The organism is Goodfellowiella coeruleoviolacea, assembly GCF_024171785.1.
GTDB lineage: Bacteria > Actinomycetota > Actinomycetes > Mycobacteriales > Pseudonocardiaceae > Goodfellowiella > Goodfellowiella coeruleoviolacea.
The window spans coordinates 157,989-174,181 of the sequence record NZ_JAMTCK010000008.1 but is presented as its reverse complement, the minus strand read 5'-3'; the positions used below and the strand labels follow the sequence as shown (position 1 = coordinate 174,181).

At 73.4% G+C, this 16,193-nt stretch carries 15 protein-coding genes, 1 pseudogene and 1 CRISPR repeat array; of the genes and pseudogenes, 7 read left to right on the top strand and 9 right to left on the bottom strand.

Annotated features, from left to right (window positions below):
- Positions 1 to 157 precede the first annotated feature (157 nt).
- Entirely contained in the window at positions 158 to 988 is an 831-nt protein-coding gene (locus LX83_RS18755) for an alpha/beta fold hydrolase (protein WP_253773125.1), read from the bottom strand.
- A 71-nt stretch (positions 989 to 1,059) separates the two neighbouring features.
- Here LX83_RS18755 and LX83_RS18750 point away from each other — a divergent pair, with 71 nt between their 5' ends.
- On the top strand, positions 1,060 to 1,848 hold the full coding sequence (locus LX83_RS18750; RefSeq protein ID WP_253773123.1) for a GNAT family N-acetyltransferase: 789 nt from the start codon (positions 1,060 to 1,062) through the stop codon (positions 1,846 to 1,848).
- Positions 1,849 to 1,858: 10 nt separating this feature from the next.
- Here LX83_RS18750 and LX83_RS18745 read toward each other — a convergent pair whose 3' ends face one another.
- Positions 1,859 to 3,196, bottom strand: coding sequence for an aminotransferase-like domain-containing protein (locus tag LX83_RS18745; RefSeq protein ID WP_253773534.1), 1,338 nt, complete (start codon positions 3,194 to 3,196; stop codon positions 1,859 to 1,861).
- Positions 3,197 to 3,286: 90 nt separating this feature from the next.
- On the opposite strand from LX83_RS18745, the gene LX83_RS18740 reads away from it, so the two are divergent.
- Entirely contained in the window at positions 3,287 to 4,099 is an 813-nt protein-coding gene (locus LX83_RS18740; protein WP_253773121.1) for an alpha/beta fold hydrolase, read from the top strand.
- 97 nt (positions 4,100 to 4,196) lie between these two features.
- Positions 4,197 to 4,532, top strand: coding sequence for a pentapeptide repeat-containing protein (locus LX83_RS37880; protein ID WP_301328476.1), 336 nt, complete (start codon positions 4,197 to 4,199; stop codon positions 4,530 to 4,532).
- On the opposite strand, the gene LX83_RS18730 is transcribed toward LX83_RS37880, so the two are convergent.
- Together LX83_RS18730 and LX83_RS18725 are read right to left on the bottom strand one after the other, a co-directional pair.
- On the bottom strand, positions 4,529 to 4,816 hold the full coding sequence (locus tag LX83_RS18730; protein ID WP_308204010.1) for a DUF6191 domain-containing protein: 288 nt from the start codon (positions 4,814 to 4,816) through the stop codon (positions 4,529 to 4,531). The two genes, LX83_RS37880 and LX83_RS18730, sit on opposite strands and share 4 nt — an antisense overlap.
- Before the next feature lie 59 nt (positions 4,817 to 4,875).
- Complete coding sequence (locus tag LX83_RS18725; RefSeq protein ID WP_253773119.1) at positions 4,876 to 5,232, bottom strand: DUF1801 domain-containing protein; 357 nt, start codon at positions 5,230 to 5,232, stop codon at positions 4,876 to 4,878.
- A 343-nt stretch (positions 5,233 to 5,575) separates the two neighbouring features.
- Here LX83_RS18725 and LX83_RS18720 point away from each other — a divergent pair, with 343 nt between their 5' ends.
- From LX83_RS18720 to LX83_RS38895, 3 genes and pseudogenes are all read left to right on the top strand, one after another.
- Positions 5,576 to 5,905: a YciI family protein gene (locus LX83_RS18720; RefSeq protein ID WP_253773116.1), complete on the top strand. Its 330-nt coding sequence runs from the start codon at positions 5,576 to 5,578 to the stop codon at positions 5,903 to 5,905.
- 120 nt (positions 5,906 to 6,025) lie between these two features.
- A pseudogene (locus tag LX83_RS38900) lies at positions 6,026 to 7,279 on the top strand (RNA polymerase sigma factor); the annotation flags it as partial.
- Positions 7,268 to 8,050, top strand: a complete 783-nt coding sequence (locus LX83_RS38895; protein ID WP_301328521.1) for a site-specific integrase — start codon at positions 7,268 to 7,270, stop codon at positions 8,048 to 8,050. The pseudogene LX83_RS38900 and the gene LX83_RS38895, both read left to right, overlap by 12 nt.
- A gap of 563 nt (positions 8,051 to 8,613) precedes the next feature.
- Positions 8,614 to 9,015: a CRISPR direct-repeat array (repeat unit 37 nt; unit sequence GTTGCGATCCCCGGCGGGGGCGATGAGGGCTGGCTGC).
- Positions 9,016 to 9,300: 285 nt separating this feature from the next.
- Here the strand turns inward: LX83_RS38895 and xylB are convergent.
- From xylB to LX83_RS18690, 5 genes are all read right to left on the bottom strand, one after another.
- A complete protein-coding gene (xylB, locus tag LX83_RS18710; protein ID WP_253773096.1) occupies positions 9,301 to 10,782 on the bottom strand; it encodes a xylulokinase in 1,482 nt (493 codons plus the stop codon).
- A gap of 40 nt (positions 10,783 to 10,822) precedes the next feature.
- Complete coding sequence (locus LX83_RS18705; protein ID WP_253773094.1) at positions 10,823 to 11,680, bottom strand: sugar phosphate isomerase/epimerase family protein; 858 nt, start codon at positions 11,678 to 11,680, stop codon at positions 10,823 to 10,825.
- 35 nt (positions 11,681 to 11,715) lie between these two features.
- Entirely contained in the window at positions 11,716 to 12,504 is a 789-nt protein-coding gene (locus LX83_RS18700; protein WP_253773092.1) for an ATP-binding cassette domain-containing protein, read from the bottom strand.
- Entirely contained in the window at positions 12,501 to 13,475 is a 975-nt protein-coding gene (locus LX83_RS18695) for an ABC transporter permease (protein WP_253773090.1), read from the bottom strand. Before LX83_RS18695 ends, LX83_RS18700 begins: the two co-directional genes overlap by 4 nt.
- An 89-nt stretch (positions 13,476 to 13,564) precedes the next feature.
- Positions 13,565 to 14,581, bottom strand: coding sequence for a substrate-binding domain-containing protein (locus LX83_RS18690; protein ID WP_253773088.1), 1,017 nt, complete (start codon positions 14,579 to 14,581; stop codon positions 13,565 to 13,567).
- Between the two features lie 166 nt (positions 14,582 to 14,747).
- Between LX83_RS18690 and LX83_RS18685 the strand changes: the two genes are divergently transcribed.
- Entirely contained in the window at positions 14,748 to 16,181 is a 1,434-nt protein-coding gene (locus LX83_RS18685; RefSeq protein WP_253773086.1) for an ROK family protein, read from the top strand.
- Positions 16,182 to 16,193: the final 12 nt, after the last annotated feature.

Here is a 16,193-nt window from a genome sequence, read left to right as displayed (position 1 = left end):
CCGAGTCGTCACCCCACAGGACGCGCGGGCCGTCCGGTGGTTGGCCCGGTGGCCGGCCGCGCAACGCCGCCGCGGGGGTGCGGATCGTCACGGCAACACCCACCCGGCCGACGACACCGCATGGGCGCGCCACCGGCCGCGGCCGAGCACGGTGGTGCTATCCGCGGCCGAGCACGGTGGCGAGCCGTTCGGCGAACTCGGGTGCCCGGGTGGCGAAACCCAGGTGCCCGCCGGGGAAAGCCACCGAGGGCACGCCCAGCCGGTCGGCCAGCGCGGTCGTGGCCCGGTGCGGGAACTGCTCCCGCGAGTCCTGGCCGACGGCCAGCACGAGCCGGTTCCGCCAGGCGTGCAACGCGTCCACGTCGGGCACGGCCCTCGGGTACTGGCGCAGCTCGTGCTCCAGCCAGAACGGCAGGTTGCCGCGCACCCGCTGGCGCACCTCGGCCAGTGGCGCCGGCAGCCTCGCCTCGTCCACCGACGGCACGTCCAGGCCGATCGCGCCGGTGAACTGCCGCAGGGCCTGGTCGACGCCGGAGCGGCGGTAGGTGTGGTGCACCTCGTCCAGCAGGTTCAGCAGGTCGGTGACGTCGGGCAGCAGCGTCACCACCGGCGGCTCGTGCACCACCGCGGTCGCGATCTGGGTGGGGTGCCTGGCCAGGAAGTCCAGCGCGACGACCGCCCCCGAACTGCTGCCGAACACGTGCGCCGGCTGGTGGGTCAGGTGGGTGAGCAGGCGGTGCACGTCCTCGCGGTCCTCGGCCAGCCGCTGGTCGTCGTGGACCGGCCCGTGCAGCGGGCTGCGGGAGTAGCCGCGCCGGTCGTAGGTGACCACGGTGAACCGGTCGGCGAGCGCGTCGGCCACGGCGGAGAACTGGCCGCCGTCACCACTGCCGCCGGGAATCAGCAGCAGGACCGGTCCGGTGCCGCGCACCTCGTGGTGGAGGTGGGCGCCGGGCACTCGAAGCGTGGCGGTGCGTGGCGTGTCCATCGGTGCTTCCACGGTAAGCGGCGGCGGGAAAATTCGCTTGCCCGGCAAGGCGGTCTCGGCAGGATGGCCGGATGAGCGACCTCGTGGTCCGCCCGGTTGCCGAGTCCGAGCGACGGGCCGTCCAGCTCGTCGTGGCCAACGCCCTGCACTTCTCCCCGGCCACCGACGAGGAGTGGGAACGGGACGCCGAGACGTTTCCCGCCGAGCGCAAGCTCGGCGCGTTCGACGGGACCACGCTGATCGGCACCACGAGTTCCTTCGCCAGCGCCCTGGCCGTGCCGGGCGGCGGCACCGTGCCCGCCGCGGCCGTGGAGGCCGTGGGCGTCCAGCCCGGGTACACCCGGCGGGGCGTGCTGACCCGCCTGATGACCGAGCAGTTGCGGGACTGCGCGCGGCGCGGCGACGCGGTCGCCGTGCTGCACGCGTCCGAGACCACCAGCTACGGCCGGTTCGGCTACGGCATCGCCACCCGCGCCGTCCGCCTGCGCGTCGACCGCCGCCGGGCCCGCCTGCGCCCGGACCTGCCGACGGCCGGCACCGTCCGGCTGCTCGACGTGCCCGCCGCACTGGCCGGCCGCGGCTACGGCCGGGCCGACCCGGTGGTGCTGGCCGTGTCCGACAGCCGGTTGCCGAACAACACCGGCCACTACCGGATCAGCCCGGACGGCGTGACCCGCACGGGTGAGTCGGCCCAGCTGAGCCTGTCCGTGGACACCCTGGCCATGCTCTACCTCGGCGAGTGGACCCCGAGCGCGCTGGCCGGCGTCGGCCGGATCACCTCGGCCGACCCCTCGGCACTGGCCCGCGCCGACGAGCTGTTCCGCACGCCGGTCCGGCCCTGGTGCGGCACGAGCTTCTGATCAGCGCCGCTCACTCCACGCCGGTGTCCTCGGGCGCGGAGCGGGCCAGCGCGGCCAGCGCGTCGAGCGCGTCGGTGAGCACCGGGACCGGCGGCGCGGCCAGTGCCAGCCGCACGGCGTTGGGCGCGTGGGCCGGCCCCACGGTGAACGCGGCGGCCGGGGTGACCGCGATGCCCCGGCGGGCCGCGGCCGCCACGAAGGTCTCGGCCCGCCACGGCTCGGGCAGCTCCCACCAGCAGTGGTAGGCGGCCGGGTCGGCGCGCAGGGTGAACCCGGCCAGCCGGGTGCGGGCGAGGTGCTGGCGGGCCGCGGCGTCGGCGCGCTTGGCCTGCTGGATGGCGGCGGCGGTGCCGTCGCTCATCCACCGCGTCGCCGCGGCCAGGGCGAAGTGGCCGGCGATCCACGTGCCCGAGCGCAGTGCCGCGGCCACCCGCGCGTGCAGGTGGGCGGGCGGCACGGCGAAGCCCAGGGTCAGCCCGGGAGCCAGCCGCTTGGACAGGCTGTCCACCACCACGACGTGCTCGGGCGCCAGCGCGGCCAGCGGCGGCAGTTCCGCGCGCAGGAACGCGTAGATGCCGTCCTCGACCGCGGGCAGGTCCAGCTCCCGCAGGGTGTCGGCCACCTCGGCGCGGCGCTGCGCCGGCATGGTCGTGCCGAGCGGGTTGTGCAGGCTGGGTTGCAGGTAGACCGCGCGCAGCGGGCCGGAGCGGTGGGCGGCCCGCACCGCGTCCGGGACCAGCCCGTGCTCGTCCACGGCCAACGGCACCAGTTCCACGCCGAGCCGGGCCGCCACCGCCTTGACCACGGGGTAGGTGAGCGCTTCGACGCCGAGCCGCTCGCCGACCGGGACCAGCGCGGCCACCGTGCCGGCGATGGCCTGCCGCCCGTTGCCGGCGAACAGCACCCGGTCCGCGTCCGGGGTCCAGTCGGCGCGCGCGAGCAGTGCGGCGGCCGCCTGCCTGGCCGCGGCCGTGCCGGCCACGCCCACCGGTGGCAGGGCCTCGGCCAGCACCTCGGGCGTGAGCAGCCCGGCCAGGCTCCGGGCCAGCAGCGCCGGCTGGTCGGGCAGCACCGGGAAGTTCAGCTCCAGGTCGATGCGGGCGGTGGTGGGTTCGGCGAGCGCGGGTTCGGCCGGTGGCCGGGCCGCGCGCACGAACGTGCCCCGCCCCACCTCGCCCACGGCCAGCCCGCGGCGGACCAGTTCCCCGTACACGCGCGCGGCGGTGGACGCGGCGATGCCGTGCTGTCGGGCGAACCGCCGCTGCGGCGGCAGCCGGTCCCCCGCGCGCAGGCGCCCGGCGGCGATGTCAGCGGCGAGGCGGTCGGCGATCAGCCGGTAGTCGTCCATCGAGGATTGCTCCGAGTGCATTGTTTTTATTGCACCGAAATATTGCTCCGCATAGCATCGAGCCGTCAAGCACGGAAAGGACCGAGCAGCGTGAGCACACTGTCCCTGAACGACATCCGCGTCGGCTACGACGACCGGGGCGCGGGCCCGGCCCTGGTCCTGATCCACGGCCACCCGTTCGACCGCACCATGTGGCGCCCCCAGGTCGAGCACTTCAGCCAGGCGGGCTGGCGGGTCATCGCCCCGGACCTGCGCGGCTACGGCGAGACCACGGTGGTGCCAGGCACGACCCCGCTGGCGACGTTCGCCGCGGACATCGCCGCCCTGCTCGACCAGCTCGGCGTGGCCGAGGTCGTCCTGAGTGGACTGTCCATGGGCGGGCAGATCGCCCTGGAGTTCCACCGGCTGTTCCCGCACCGGCTGCGCGGCCTGGTGCTCGCCGACACCTTCGCCCAGGCGGAAACCGAGTCCGGCAAGGAGTCCCGCAACGCCATGGCCGACCGGCTGCTGCGCGAGGGCATGGACACCTACGCCGAGGCCGTGCTGACCACCATGGTGTCCCCGGCCAACGTGCGGGCGCTGCCCGAGGTCGCCGACCACGTGCTGACCATGATGCGCCGCACTCCCCCGGCCGGCGCCGCCGCCGCACTGCGCGGACGGGCCGAGCGCCCCGACTACACCGACATGCTCGGCCACATCACCGTGCCCACGCTCGTGGTGGTCGGCGCGAACGACGAGTTCACCCCGGTCAGCGACGCCGAGTTCATGCACGCGCGCATCCCGCACGCCACCCTGTCGGTCATCCCCGACTCCGCCCACCTGCCCAACCTGGAACGCCCGGCCGAGTTCAACGCCGTGCTGGCCGACTTCCTGGCCCCGCTGTCCCAGTCCCAGCGGGTCTGAGGGCGCCGAGCCGCCGCGCCGCGGCGCGCCTGCGCCGTGGAGCGGCATAACCGCAGGCTGTCAGGGGAATCCCCGGGTGAGACGGGAGGTGGTTCTCATGGTCGCGCGAACGCTCAGCCATGCGGAACAGGTCGGCCTGCTCCGCCGCGACGTCGACCGGTGGAACGTCTGGCGCCAGGAGAACCAGGACGTGACTCCCGATCTGCAGGGCGCCGACTTCGCCCTGGCCGACCTGCACGCGGCTGACCTGCACGAGGCCGACCTCAGCATGGCCAACCTGCGCGAGGCCGATCTCAGCGGGGCCGACCTGCGCGACGCCGACCTGGACAACGCCGACCTGACCAGGGCGGATCTGCTCGGCGCCGACCTGCACGGGGCCAACCTGCACGGCGCCGACCTCACCGAGGCCATCATCAGCGGGCGACCGCGCTAGTCGGGCCGGCCGGGGGCGTCCGGCCGCAGGACCACGATGCCGCGCTCCAGGTCAACGGTGGTCCGCGGCGGGGCGCCGTCGGCGTCCTCCGCGCGCATCATCGACATGGACTCGCGGTGGTCCAGTTCCATCCGCTTGGTTCCGTAGAACATCGCGGTGACCTCGTTGACGAACGTTCCGGTCAGCGGAGTCCCGGCCCGCCGACGCCGCTTCTGCCGCAGCAACTCGACCGCGCCCACGGCGACCACGGCCAGCACCCCGCCCGGGATGCTCCACGTCAACACCGTCTCCACCGGCCCCATGCAGCTGGAAACGCACTGCCGCACCACGGGGTTCCGGCCGGCTAGCCGAGCGCGCGGGCCGCCCGCAGCCAGGTGGTGAACAGGTCGGCGTCGACGTCGGCCGGCGAGCGGAGCCGCACGCCGGCCATCGCCCGCGCCCCGGGTTCGAGCCGGCCGGAGCCGTCCGCGATCTCCTGTCCGCGCCAGAACCCGAAGGTCAGGTAGCCGGGGTAGCCCTTGACCAGGCAGACCGGGGACCTGCCCGGCGCGCCGCCCAGGCTCCACACCGGGTGGCCGTGCCAGATCGCGCCGACCCCGGGCAGCACCGCGTTGATGAGCGGCAGCAGGGTGTCCGCGATCGCGCGCTGGGCCTCGGGCAGCGCGGCCGTGTAGTCCTCAACCGTGGTGAACGTGGCCATGTGAATCAGTCCTCTGTGGTGTGTGGTGTGTGGTGTGGATCTGCGTTCGGGGGTGCGGTGGCGGTGGGGTGCGCGCCGGTGGTGGCGGGGACGGGCGTCAGTGGCGGCGGCGGAGGCGGGCGGCGGTCGCGGTGGCGGTGGCGGCGGTCGCGGTGGCGGCGGGGAGCTGGATGGCGGTCATGTCCGGTGCCCTTCTCGGTTCGGCTGTCTCGGTTCGGCTGTCTCGGTTCTCGCCACCACGTCGATCCGCCGATGTGACAGGGAATGCTCCCGTTCCCTGTCACATACACTCACGCGACGCTGCTGCGACAGGCAGTCAGCGACAAGGCAAAGGACAACCCCCATGCGGTACCTGATGATGACCAAGCCCTCGGCCACGAACACCGCGCCGAACGAGAACCTGTTCGAGGAGATGGGCAAGTTCATCGAGGAGATGACCGCGTCGGGCGTGCTGCTGGCCACCGGCGGTCTGGAACCGGGTGGCATGCGGGTCACCGCGCGCGGCGGCGAGGTCACCGTGACCGACGGGCCGTTCACCGAGGCCAAGGAGGCGGTGGTCGGCTTCGCGCTGGTCGAGGTCCGCTCCGAGGAGGAGGCGATCGAGGTGACCCGCCGCTTCTACCAGATCATCGGTGACGGCGATGGCGTGATCCAGCGGGTCTTCACCTCCTGATCCACGCGCCACGCTGATCCGACCGCGCTCTGGTCGGGCTCCCTTCACGGCACCGCCCCGCTGTCCGCCAGCCGGGGCGGTGCCTCCCCTGTCCCGGCACCAACAGCCGGAGCACCCCCACTGCCGATCCAGGTGAGGAGCCAGGTGGCGGACGTCCACCGCACGGTCGACGCGGTCTGGAAACTCGAATCGGCCCGGATCGTCGCCGGGCTGACCCGGCTGGTGCACGACGTCGGCCTGGCCGAGGAACTGGCGCAGGACGCGCTGGTGGCCGCACTGGAGCAGTGGCCGGAATCGGGTGTGCCGGCCAACCCCGGCGCGTGGCTGATGACCACCGCCAAGCGCCGCGCCATCGACCACATCCGGCGCGCCCAGCGGCTGGACCGCAAGCACGAACAGCTCGCCCGCGAACTCGACACGCGGCAGCAGGACGCCCCGGACCAGTCCGCCGAGCCGGACGCCGAGCAGAACGACGTGCTGCGGCTGATGTTCATCTCCTGCCACCCGGTGCTGCCCACCGAGGCGCGGGTGGCGCTGACCCTGCGGCTGCTCGGCGGCCTCACCGCCGCCGAGATCGCGCGCGCGTTCCTGACCGGTGAGCAGCGGATTGTGCAGCGGATGGCCGCCGCCAAGCGCACCCTGGCCGAGGAGCGGGTGCCGTTCGACCTGCCGGCCGGCGCGGAACTGGCCGAGCGGCTGTCGTCCGTGCTTGAGGTCATCTACCTGATCTTCAACGAGGGCTACTCGGCCACCGCCGGCGACGACCTGATCCGTCCCGGCCTCTGCCTGGAGGCGCTGCGCCTCGGCCGCCTGCTGGCCGAACTCGCGCCGCACGAACCCGAGGTGCACGGGCTGGTCGCGCTGATGGAGATCCAGGCGTCCCGCTCCGCCGCCCGCACCGGCCCCTCGGGCGAGCCCGTGCCGTTGCACGAGCAGAACCGGGGCCGCTGGGACCCGCTGCTGATCCGCCGCGGCTTCACCGCCATGCTGCGGGTCCGCGACCTCGGCGGCCGACCGGGCCCGTACGTGCTCCAGGCCGCCATCGCCGTGTGCCACGCGCAGGCGCGCACCGCCGAGGACACCGACTGGCGGCAGATCGCCACCCTGTACGAGGCGTTGGTCCGGCTGCTGCCCACCCCGATCGTGCAGCTCAACCGCGCGGTGGCGGTGGGCATGGCGCACGGCCCCGAGGCCGGGCTCGCCCTGGTCGACGCCCTGACCGCCGACCCCACCCTGCGCGACTACCACCTGCTGCCCAGCGTGCGCGGCGACCTGTTGGCCCGCCTCGGCCGGCACGACCAGGCACGCGTGGAGTTCGACCGCGCCGCGGCCCTCACCCGCAACGCCGCCGAACGCGCCTTCCTGTGCCGCCGCGCGGACGAACTCGCCGCCACCACCACCACCGCTGCCGCCGCTCACGGCAGCACCCTCGGCCAGGCCGCCCAGGACTTCCTGGCCCGCGACGGGCTGGACCCGGCCACCGCCCGCTCGTACCGGCAGACCCTGCGCCGCCTGTGCCTGGCCCTGGGTGAGCAGACGCCGCTGGCCGCCCTGACCGCCGACCAGGTGGCGCGGGTCTTCGCGACCGCCTGGGGCACGGCAGCGGCCACGACCTGGAACCGCCACCGGTCAGCCGTGCGCTCGTTCACCGCGTGGGCGGAGTTGGACGTTGATCTCGCCGCCGGCCTCGACCGCCGCGCCGAAACCCGTCCCCGAGCGCACCCCATCGACCCGGCAGTGCTCGACCAGCTGTTCTCCCGCGTTGACCTGCCGGTGCGCGAACGCACCCTGTGGCGTCTGCTGCACGAGTCGGCGGCTGGGGTGACCGCGGTGCTGTCCCTGAACGTCGAACACCTGGACCTGGCCGACCGCCGCGCCCGGACCGGCAACACCTGGGTGACCTGGCGCTCCGGCACCGCCCACCTGCTGCCCGAACTGCTGGCCGGCCGTTCCCGGGGCCCGCTCTTCCTCGCCGACCGCCGCCCAGCCCCAGCCCGCATGCCGGCCGGCGGCGACCTGTGCCCGGACACCGGTCGCCGCCGGCTGTCCTACGAGCGCGCCGAATACCTGTTCAAGCAGGCCACCAAGCCGCTGGACCCCACCGGCGCCGGCTACACCCTCCGACAGCTCAAGCCCCGCGACTGATCACCGGCCAACCCCCGGCACGGCGGCTCCCCGCTCGCGTTGAGAAGAGCCGCCGTGCCCACCCCCAGCGTGCCGGCTACCACGCTCCCCCTGGTTCCGCTCCGCGTCGTCGCCGGCACGCCAGTGACGGTAGAGCCACCCGCCCGGGACCCGTCCCGCTCACCAGCGCGCCCCTGCCCCGGCCGGCAAGAGCCCCGGGCACCGGTTCAGCCGCGAAGGCCGGCCGCCACCCTGCACACCCCGTGGGGGCGTCGAAGACGCACCACAGCTGCTGCAGTTCACCACGCTGTGGGCTCGATGAGGGCCGGCTGCGACCTGACAGCCACCTGCACCTGGGCGGTTGTCACGATTGCGATCCCCGCCGGGGGCGATGAGCTGGCTGGCCGCACATCAGGGTGGCCGACATCGACCGATACCTCGTTGCGATCCCTTTGGGGGCAATAAGGGCTGGCTGCCCTTCGGCCCAGGCCGCAGGTGAGGCGTACGCCAAGCGGTTGCGATCCCCGGCGGGGCGATGAGGACTGGCTGCAGGATCCCGCTCGCACCCTCGATCTCTCCCTGCTGTTGCGATCCCCGGCGGGGGCGATGAGGGCTGGCTGCCGCCAACCGGGCGCTCGCCCGGTGCCAGAAAGGCTCGTTGCGATCCCCGGCGGGGGCGATGAGGGCTGGCTGCTTCCGCGTGAATCCTGATTGGTTGATCGCGTTCCAGTTGCGATCCCCGGCGGGGGCGATGAGGGCTGGCTGCCCGGTCGTGGCGAGCGTGGTACTCAACCGCGTAGCGTTGCGATCCCCGGCGGGGGCGATGAGGGCTGGCTGCGAGCGGGTCGGGCAGGTAGGCGCCGATCGGCTCGGCGTTGCGATCCCCGGCGGGGGCGATGAGGGCTGGCTGCGCCTGCCTGCTGGCGGTCATCGGCGCCCCCGGCGCCGGGTTGCGATCCCCGGCGGGGGCGATGAGGGCTGGCTGCCCTGGATGGCCAGGGGCGGCTATCTAATCATCCTGGCGTTGGTCGGTGTTGGTCCCGCCTTCTGGGATGACACGCCGGGTGTGGGTTCGGAACCTGCTGGCGTGTCGTACAACGCTTGGGGTTCCTAACCTGGCCCAGCGTCTGGTGCCCGAGTGGCAGGGGCCCGAAGCTCGTGGTGCAGTGCGTTCCCACGGGCAGTGCGTTTCCGCAGGCTGCCGCTCACAGTGCCTCAGCAGTCGCCACCGCGTGCCGTCTTCCCGCAACGGATGTGCCGGGTCCAGCGGGTTAGTGGGCGGCGGTGCGCTGCTCGCGGGCGGATGTCTGCTGGTGCACCGCCTCCGCATAGCGGGTGAAGGCTGTGCGGTAGTGCTCGGAGCGGGCGCCCGGGGTGATCGGGGCTTCGCGGACCAGTTGGGCTTGGGGTGTGGGCAGGTTGGCTGCGGTGGCGGCGAGGGTGGCGGCGCCGACGGCGGAGGCACTGCGGGCGCGGATGGGTTCCAGGGGGACGCCGAGGACGTCGGCGAGGAGTTGGCGGAAGTGGGGGTCGCGGGTGCCGCCGCCGGCCAGGCGGAACGACGTGGGTGTCGGGCCGGGCAGGGCGGCGAGGAGGGCGTCGGCGGCGTGGCGGATGGCGAACGCGACGCCTTCGGCCACGGCCTGGAGCACGGTTGCCCGGTCGTGGGACAGGCGCAGGCCGGTGAGGCTGGCGGTGGCGGAGGCGTCCAGCACGGGGGTGCGTTCGCCGGTCAGGTGGGGGACGAACACCACTCCGCCGGCACCGGGTTCACCTGCCGCCGACGCGGCGTAGACCTCGGGCCAGTCGGCGTTGAGCACTCGTCTGGCCCAGTCCAGGGCCAGGCCGGCGTTCTGCACGGCGCCCATCTGGTACCAGCCGTGGCTGGCGGCGGTGCGGTACAGGTGGACCACGGGGTCGGCGTGGCCGGTGGCGGTGTCGGTGGCGGCGACGAGTTGGGCGCCGCTGCCCACGGTCAGTTGCACCTCGCCCGGGGTGAGCCCGGTGGCCAGCAGGGCCGCCGGGGTGTCGCCGGCACCGGTGGCCACCGGGATCCCGTGGGGCAGGCCGAGTTCGTCGGCCGCGGCCGGGGTGAGGGTGCCGGCCGCGGCGGCCGAGTCCAGCACCTCGGGCAGCAGGTGGGCGGGTAGGTCGAGGGCGGCGAGCACGTCGGCTGACCAGGTGTTGGCCGGCACGTCCCAGAGCAGGGTGGCGGACGCGTCCGAGGGTTCGGTGGCCAGCACGCCGGTCAGCCGGTGGCGGATCCAGTCCTTGGGCAGCAGCGCCCAGCGGGCCCTGGTCAGCTGGTCCGGCTCGTGGTCGGCGACCCAGCGCAGCAACGGGCCGGTCATGCCCGGGCTGATCGGGTTGGCCAGGGCGGCCCTGGTCGGTCCGGGCAGTGCCGCGTACCGCCGGGCCTGGGGCTGGGCGCGCTGGTCGGCCCAGAGCAGGGCTGGGCGCACTGGCTCGCCGGCCTGGTCGGTGAGGACCAGGCCGTGCATCTGCCCGTCCACGCCGATGGCGCCGATCCGCAGGCCGGGTGTGCCGGCGCGGGCCTGGGACAGGGCCTGGCGCACGGCGAGCACGGTCGCCGCCCACCAGTCGGCCGGGGGCGTCTCGGCCCAGCCCGGTTGCTGGGTGAGCACCGGGTAGCCGGCGTCGGCCTCCCCGAGGAAGCCGCCGTTCCCGGCCAGCACCACGGCCTTGACCCCGCTGGTGCCCAGGTCGATGCCGAGCAACGCGTTGTCGCTCACGACGTCCCTTCTCTCCGCCAGTGCGCCCGCCGGGGCGCGGTCAGCTGGCCGCGGCCAGACCGTCCACAATGAACTTGTGGGCGTGGGTGGCCAGGTCGGTGCTGTCGCTCCACAGGTTGCGCCACACCGCGAGGTTGTTGGACAGGTCGGGGTTGACCACCGCCGACGAGAAGCTCTCGAAGGTGATCGGTCCCTGGTAGTCGGCCCGCTTCAGCGCGCTGAACAGCTGCGGGAAGTTGATGGTGCCGGTGCCCAGGTAGCCGCGGTGGCTCTCGCCGATGTGCACGTAGCCGAGCTTGGCGCCGGTGCGCTCGACCGGTGTGGCGAAGTCCTGCTCCTCGATGTTCATGTGGTAGGTGTCCAGGTGCACCACCACGTTGTCCGCGCCGATGTCCTCGATCAGCGCGACCGCCTGCTCGGCGGTGTTGAGCACGTTGCTCTCGTAGCGGTTGACCACTTCGAGGCCGATGGTGACGCCGGCGTCGGCGGCGTCCGCCGCCAGGCTGGCCAGTGAGCGGACCACGTTCTCCCGGCCACGCGGGTCCAGCGGCGCGGGGTACTTGCCGAGGGTGGAGAACAGCACGCCGCCCAGGTAGCCGGCGCCGACCTCGACGGTGGTGGTGAGCGCGCCGGCGAGCAGGTCGCGACCGCGCTTGACCACCTCCGGGTCGGTGCTGGAGATGTCGGCGTCCCACCGCAGGCCGAGCGAGAACCCGGCGTCCAGACCGTTGTCGGCCAGCAGCTGCCTGGTCAACTTCGTGTCGATGGAGCTGGGGTCGAGCGCGGGGATCTCGATCAGGTCGTAGCCGGCCTTGGCGGTCGACTCGACCGCCGTGCGGGCCGAGTCCGCGCTCCAGTCGCCGACCCACACCGACGCGTGCAAACCGATCTTGTTCACTGTTCCGTCTCCCTGTAAGTGAGCTGGTGCTGGGGTCAGCTGGTGATGGCTCCGGTGACCAGGCCGACCAGTTCCTCGCCGTCGGTGTCCTGGGTGCGCCGCCCGGCGGCCAGCCGGCCGGCGCGCATCACCCACACCTGGTCGGCCAGCCGCATCACCTGGTCGAAGTTGTGGCTGATCAGCAACACGGTCATGCCGTCCGCGCGCAGGCCCTTGACCAGCTCCTCGACCCGGGCGGTCTCCTGCACGCCGAGGGCGGCCGTTGGCTCGTCCATGATGACCAGCTTGGAACCCCACCCGGCGGCCCTGGAGATGGCCACGGCCTGGCGCTGCCCGCCGGACAGACGGCGGACCTTGGACCGGATCGGCGGCACGTTCACCGACAGCCGGGACAGCATCTTCTCGGCCTGTTCCTGCATGCGCTTGCGGTCCAAGAAGGACAGTGGGCCGAAGCCGCGGACCAGTTCCCGGTTGAGGAACAGGTTCTGCCACACGGTGAGGTCGTCGATCAGCGCGAGGTTCTGGTGCACGGTCTCGATGCCGGCGGTGCGGGCGTCCTCGGGCGAGGCGAACCGCACCGGGCTGCCGTCGAAGGTCAGGCTGCCCTCGTCGGCCGGGTGCACCCCGGACAGCACCCGGACCAGTGTGGACTTGCCCGCGCCGTTGTCCCCGATGAGCGCGGTGATCTGGCCCCGGGGCAGCCATACCGACACGTCCTGCAGGGCGCGGACGTTGCCGAAGGACTTGCTGATCCCCGTGGCGACCAACAGCGCGTCGGCGGTGGCCTCGGTGGACAGGACGGCGGTGCCTGACTGCTGGGTCATCGCTGGTACCTCATGAGCAGAGCGGCCATCACGACGACAACGCCGACGGCCAGTGGCTGGTAGTACTGGGAGATGCCGAGCAGGGTCAGACCGTTGGTCAGCGCGGTGAGCAGCAGCGCCCCCACCACCGGCCCGAGGATGTTGCCCCGCCCGCCCTGCAGGCTCACCCCGCCCAGCACCACCGCGGCGATGGCGTTGAGCAGGTAGGTGGTGTTGATCGCGGGCTCGGCCGCGCCGACCCGGGAGACCAGCAGGATCGCGCCCACCCCGGCGAGCACGCCGGAGATCAGGTACACGGCGAGCCGGACCCGGCCGGTGCGGATGCCCATGGCCCGCGCGCCCTCGGCGTTGCCGCCGGTGGCCAGCACGTGCACGCCGAACCGGGTGTGGAACAGGGCGACGTGCGCCACCACCACCACCACGGCGGCCACGACGATGAAGTAGCCGAACGGGCCGACCGATCCGCTGGCCAGGGCGAGCAGGAACCCGTCGACCACCTGGGTGGGCTTGCCGTCGGAGAGGATCAGCGCCGCGCCCGAGGCCGCGGAGAACATGCCGAGGGTGACCACGAAGTCGGGGATGCGGCCCTTGGCGACCAGGGTGCCGTTGATGACCCCGGCCAGCCCGGCCGCGACCACCCCGACCAGGCAGGCCAGCAGGATCGGCCAGCCGGCCGCGTAGAGCAGGCCGAGCACGACCGCGCCGAAGGTCATGATCGAGGCGATGGACAGGTCGATGCCGGAGGTGGCGATCACGAAGGTCTGGCCGACGGCCAGCACGATCAGGATGGCCGCCGAGACCAGCATGGCCTGGATGTTGCCGAGGGTGAGGAAGCTCGGGCTGGCCAGGCCGAACACGATGACCAGCGCGACCAGTCCGATGACCGCGGCCCAGTCCGCCCAGAAGCCGATGTCGCGCAGCCGGCCTCCCAGTGACTCGCGGTCCGCACCGACCGCTACTGCCTCTGCCATGTCGATTCCTCTGTCCGTTCGCACCGGTTGCCCACCCGCGCCAGCCGGTTGTCCATGGTGGACGGACCAGCTGGCCCTCGCTGGGTTGGCTACTGCTGGAGCAGCTGCCGGTAGGGGTCGTCGTACTGCTCGAAGGGCTTGGGGAAGGCGCTCAGCGCGTCGGCCGCGTTGTCCTGGGTGACCAGGGCGACCGGCGCGTTGACCGTGGCGGGCAGTGTGTGGCCGGCCGCGGCGGCCCGGCACGCCTCCACGCCCATCTCGCCGATGGTGTACGGGTACTGCGCCACGGTCGCGGCCAGCTGCCCGGACTTCACCGCGCGCAGGCCGTCCTCGACGCCGTCCACGCTGACCACCCGCACCTGGTCGGACTTGCCGGCGTTCTGCACGGCGCGGCTGACGCCGAGCCCCATGTCGTCGTTGGCCACGAAGAAGCCGGCCAGGTCGGGGTTGGCCCGCATGATCTCCTCGGCCCTGGTCAGCGCCTCGGACCGGCTCCACTCGTTGACGTCCACGGTCTGGCTGACGGTGAGCTTGCCGTCGACCGCGGCCCGGAACCCGTCCAGCCGGGCCCGGCTGGTCACGTCGCCCGCGGTGCCGCCGATCAGCGCGACCTTGGCGCCGGCCGGCAGCCGGCCGGCCAGGAAGTCGCCGGCGACCTGGCCGGCGTGGGTGTTGTCGGTGCCCACGTAGCTGGCCAGGGTGGCGCCGGCCAGGCGGGCCGCCTCGGCGTTGACCGGGCTGTCGATGTTGATGACCGGCTTGCCCTGCTTGGCGATCAGGCTCAGCGACTGCACCAGGTTGGTGCCGCTGATCGGGTTGATGATGTAGCAGCCGAAGCCCTGCACGGCCACGGCGCTGAGCTTGTCGGCCTGGCCGGTGGTGTCCGCTGTGGACTGGGCGGCCTGCACGGTGACCGGGCCGGTGGCGCCGTCCTCGATGCCCTGGCCCATGGCCTGGAAGAACGGGTTGTCCAGCCCCTTGATGATCGCGGCGACCTCGGCGCTGCGGTCGGGCGGGGCGCACGCGGCCACCGCCACCGCGGCGAGCGCCAGCCCTGCCACTCCACGCCGGAACCGGCGCGCGCGCCAGCTGCGAGCGGAAGCCATGGTCGCCTCCTTGCTACCTGATGGCTCTGAACCGGGCGGACGTCGCGGGATGGCTGCCCGCCGGTCGGGTGTGGCACACACTAGCGCAACTTTTGACTGACGACAAGCATAAGTTGACGGACTTCTGGTTGTTGGCGGTACGATCGCGGTTGGGAAGGATGAGGACATGCAGCCAGCGCCCACACCGGACGGCCCAACACCGGACAGCCCGACACCGGCAGGACCGACACCGGCAGGCACCGGACAGGCGGGCCGGAGGCGGACCGGCCGAACAGCCACCGCGCCGGCCCCGTCCGACCGGCCGGGCCAGCCGGGCCAGTCGAACCAGCCGGGCCAGTCGGGCCAGGCGGGCCAGGCGGGCCAGGCCGGCGCGAGCGCCGGGTCGGACAGCGGTTCCGGGGTGGACAGCGGCCGGCAGGGCATCGCCGACGTGCTCGCGCTCTTCCGCCGCAACGCCGCGCTGACCAGGGCCGAGGTGATGAACCAGAGCGGCCTGGCCCGGTCCACGGTCACCCAGCGGCTGGCCGCCCTGCTGGACAGCGGACTGATCGCGCCGGCCGGGGAGAGCGCGTCCACCGGCGGTCGCCGGCCCGAGCAGTTCGCCTTCCACGCCCGCGGCGGCATGCTGCTGGTCTGCGACACCGGCGCGTCCGGGCTGCGCGCCGCCGTGTGCGACCTGTCCGGTGAGGTGCTGCTCGAACGCACCGCGGCGATCAACATCGCCGACGGCCCCGGGCCCGTGCTCGACCTGGTCGGCCGGATCTTCGCCGACCTGCGCCGCGAGGTGTTCGCCACACCCGAACTCGCCGGGCAGGTCGGGCCTCGGGTGTGCGGGGTGGCGATGAGCGTGCCCGGCCCGGTCGAGTTCGACGCCGGCCGCGCGGTGTCCCCGCCGATCATGACCGGCTGGGACGGCTTCGGCATCGGCGACCACCTGAGCGAGCGCTACGGCTGCCCGGTGGTGGTGGACAACGACGTCAACGTGATGGCCCTGGGCGAGCAGCGGGCCTGCTTCCCCGAGGTGGAGCACCTGCTGATGGTGAAGGCCGGCACCGGCGTCGGCTCGGGCATCGTCAACGAGGGGCGCATCCTGCGCGGCGCCGACGGCGCGGCCGGCGACATCGGCCACCTGCCGGCCAGCGTGCCGGGGGACACCGACCCGCCGGCGTGCCGCTGCGGCAACATCGGCTGCGTCGAGGCGTACGCGGGCGGCTGGGCACTGGCCAGGGACCTGGCCGCGCAGGGCTTCGACGTGCCCACCGTCGACCACGTGGTCGCGCTGGTGCGCGCGGGTGAGCCGGCCGCCGTGCAGCTGGCCAGGCAGGCCGGCCGGCTGCTGGGCGAGGCGATCGCCGGCGCGGTCAGCCTGCTCAACCCCTCGGTGGTGGTGCTGGGCGGCCAGCTCGCCACCGCGGACGAGCAGGTGCTCGCCGGCGTGCGCGAGCGCGTCTACCAGCGCTCCCTGCCGCTGGCCACCCGGAACCTGACCATCACCCGCACCCGGCTGGGCCCGCGCGGCGGGTTGACCGGGCTGGCCCACCTGCTCACCGACACGATCTTCGCGCCCAGCCAGATCCACCTGATGCTCACGCCGCACTGATCGGGCGCGGGC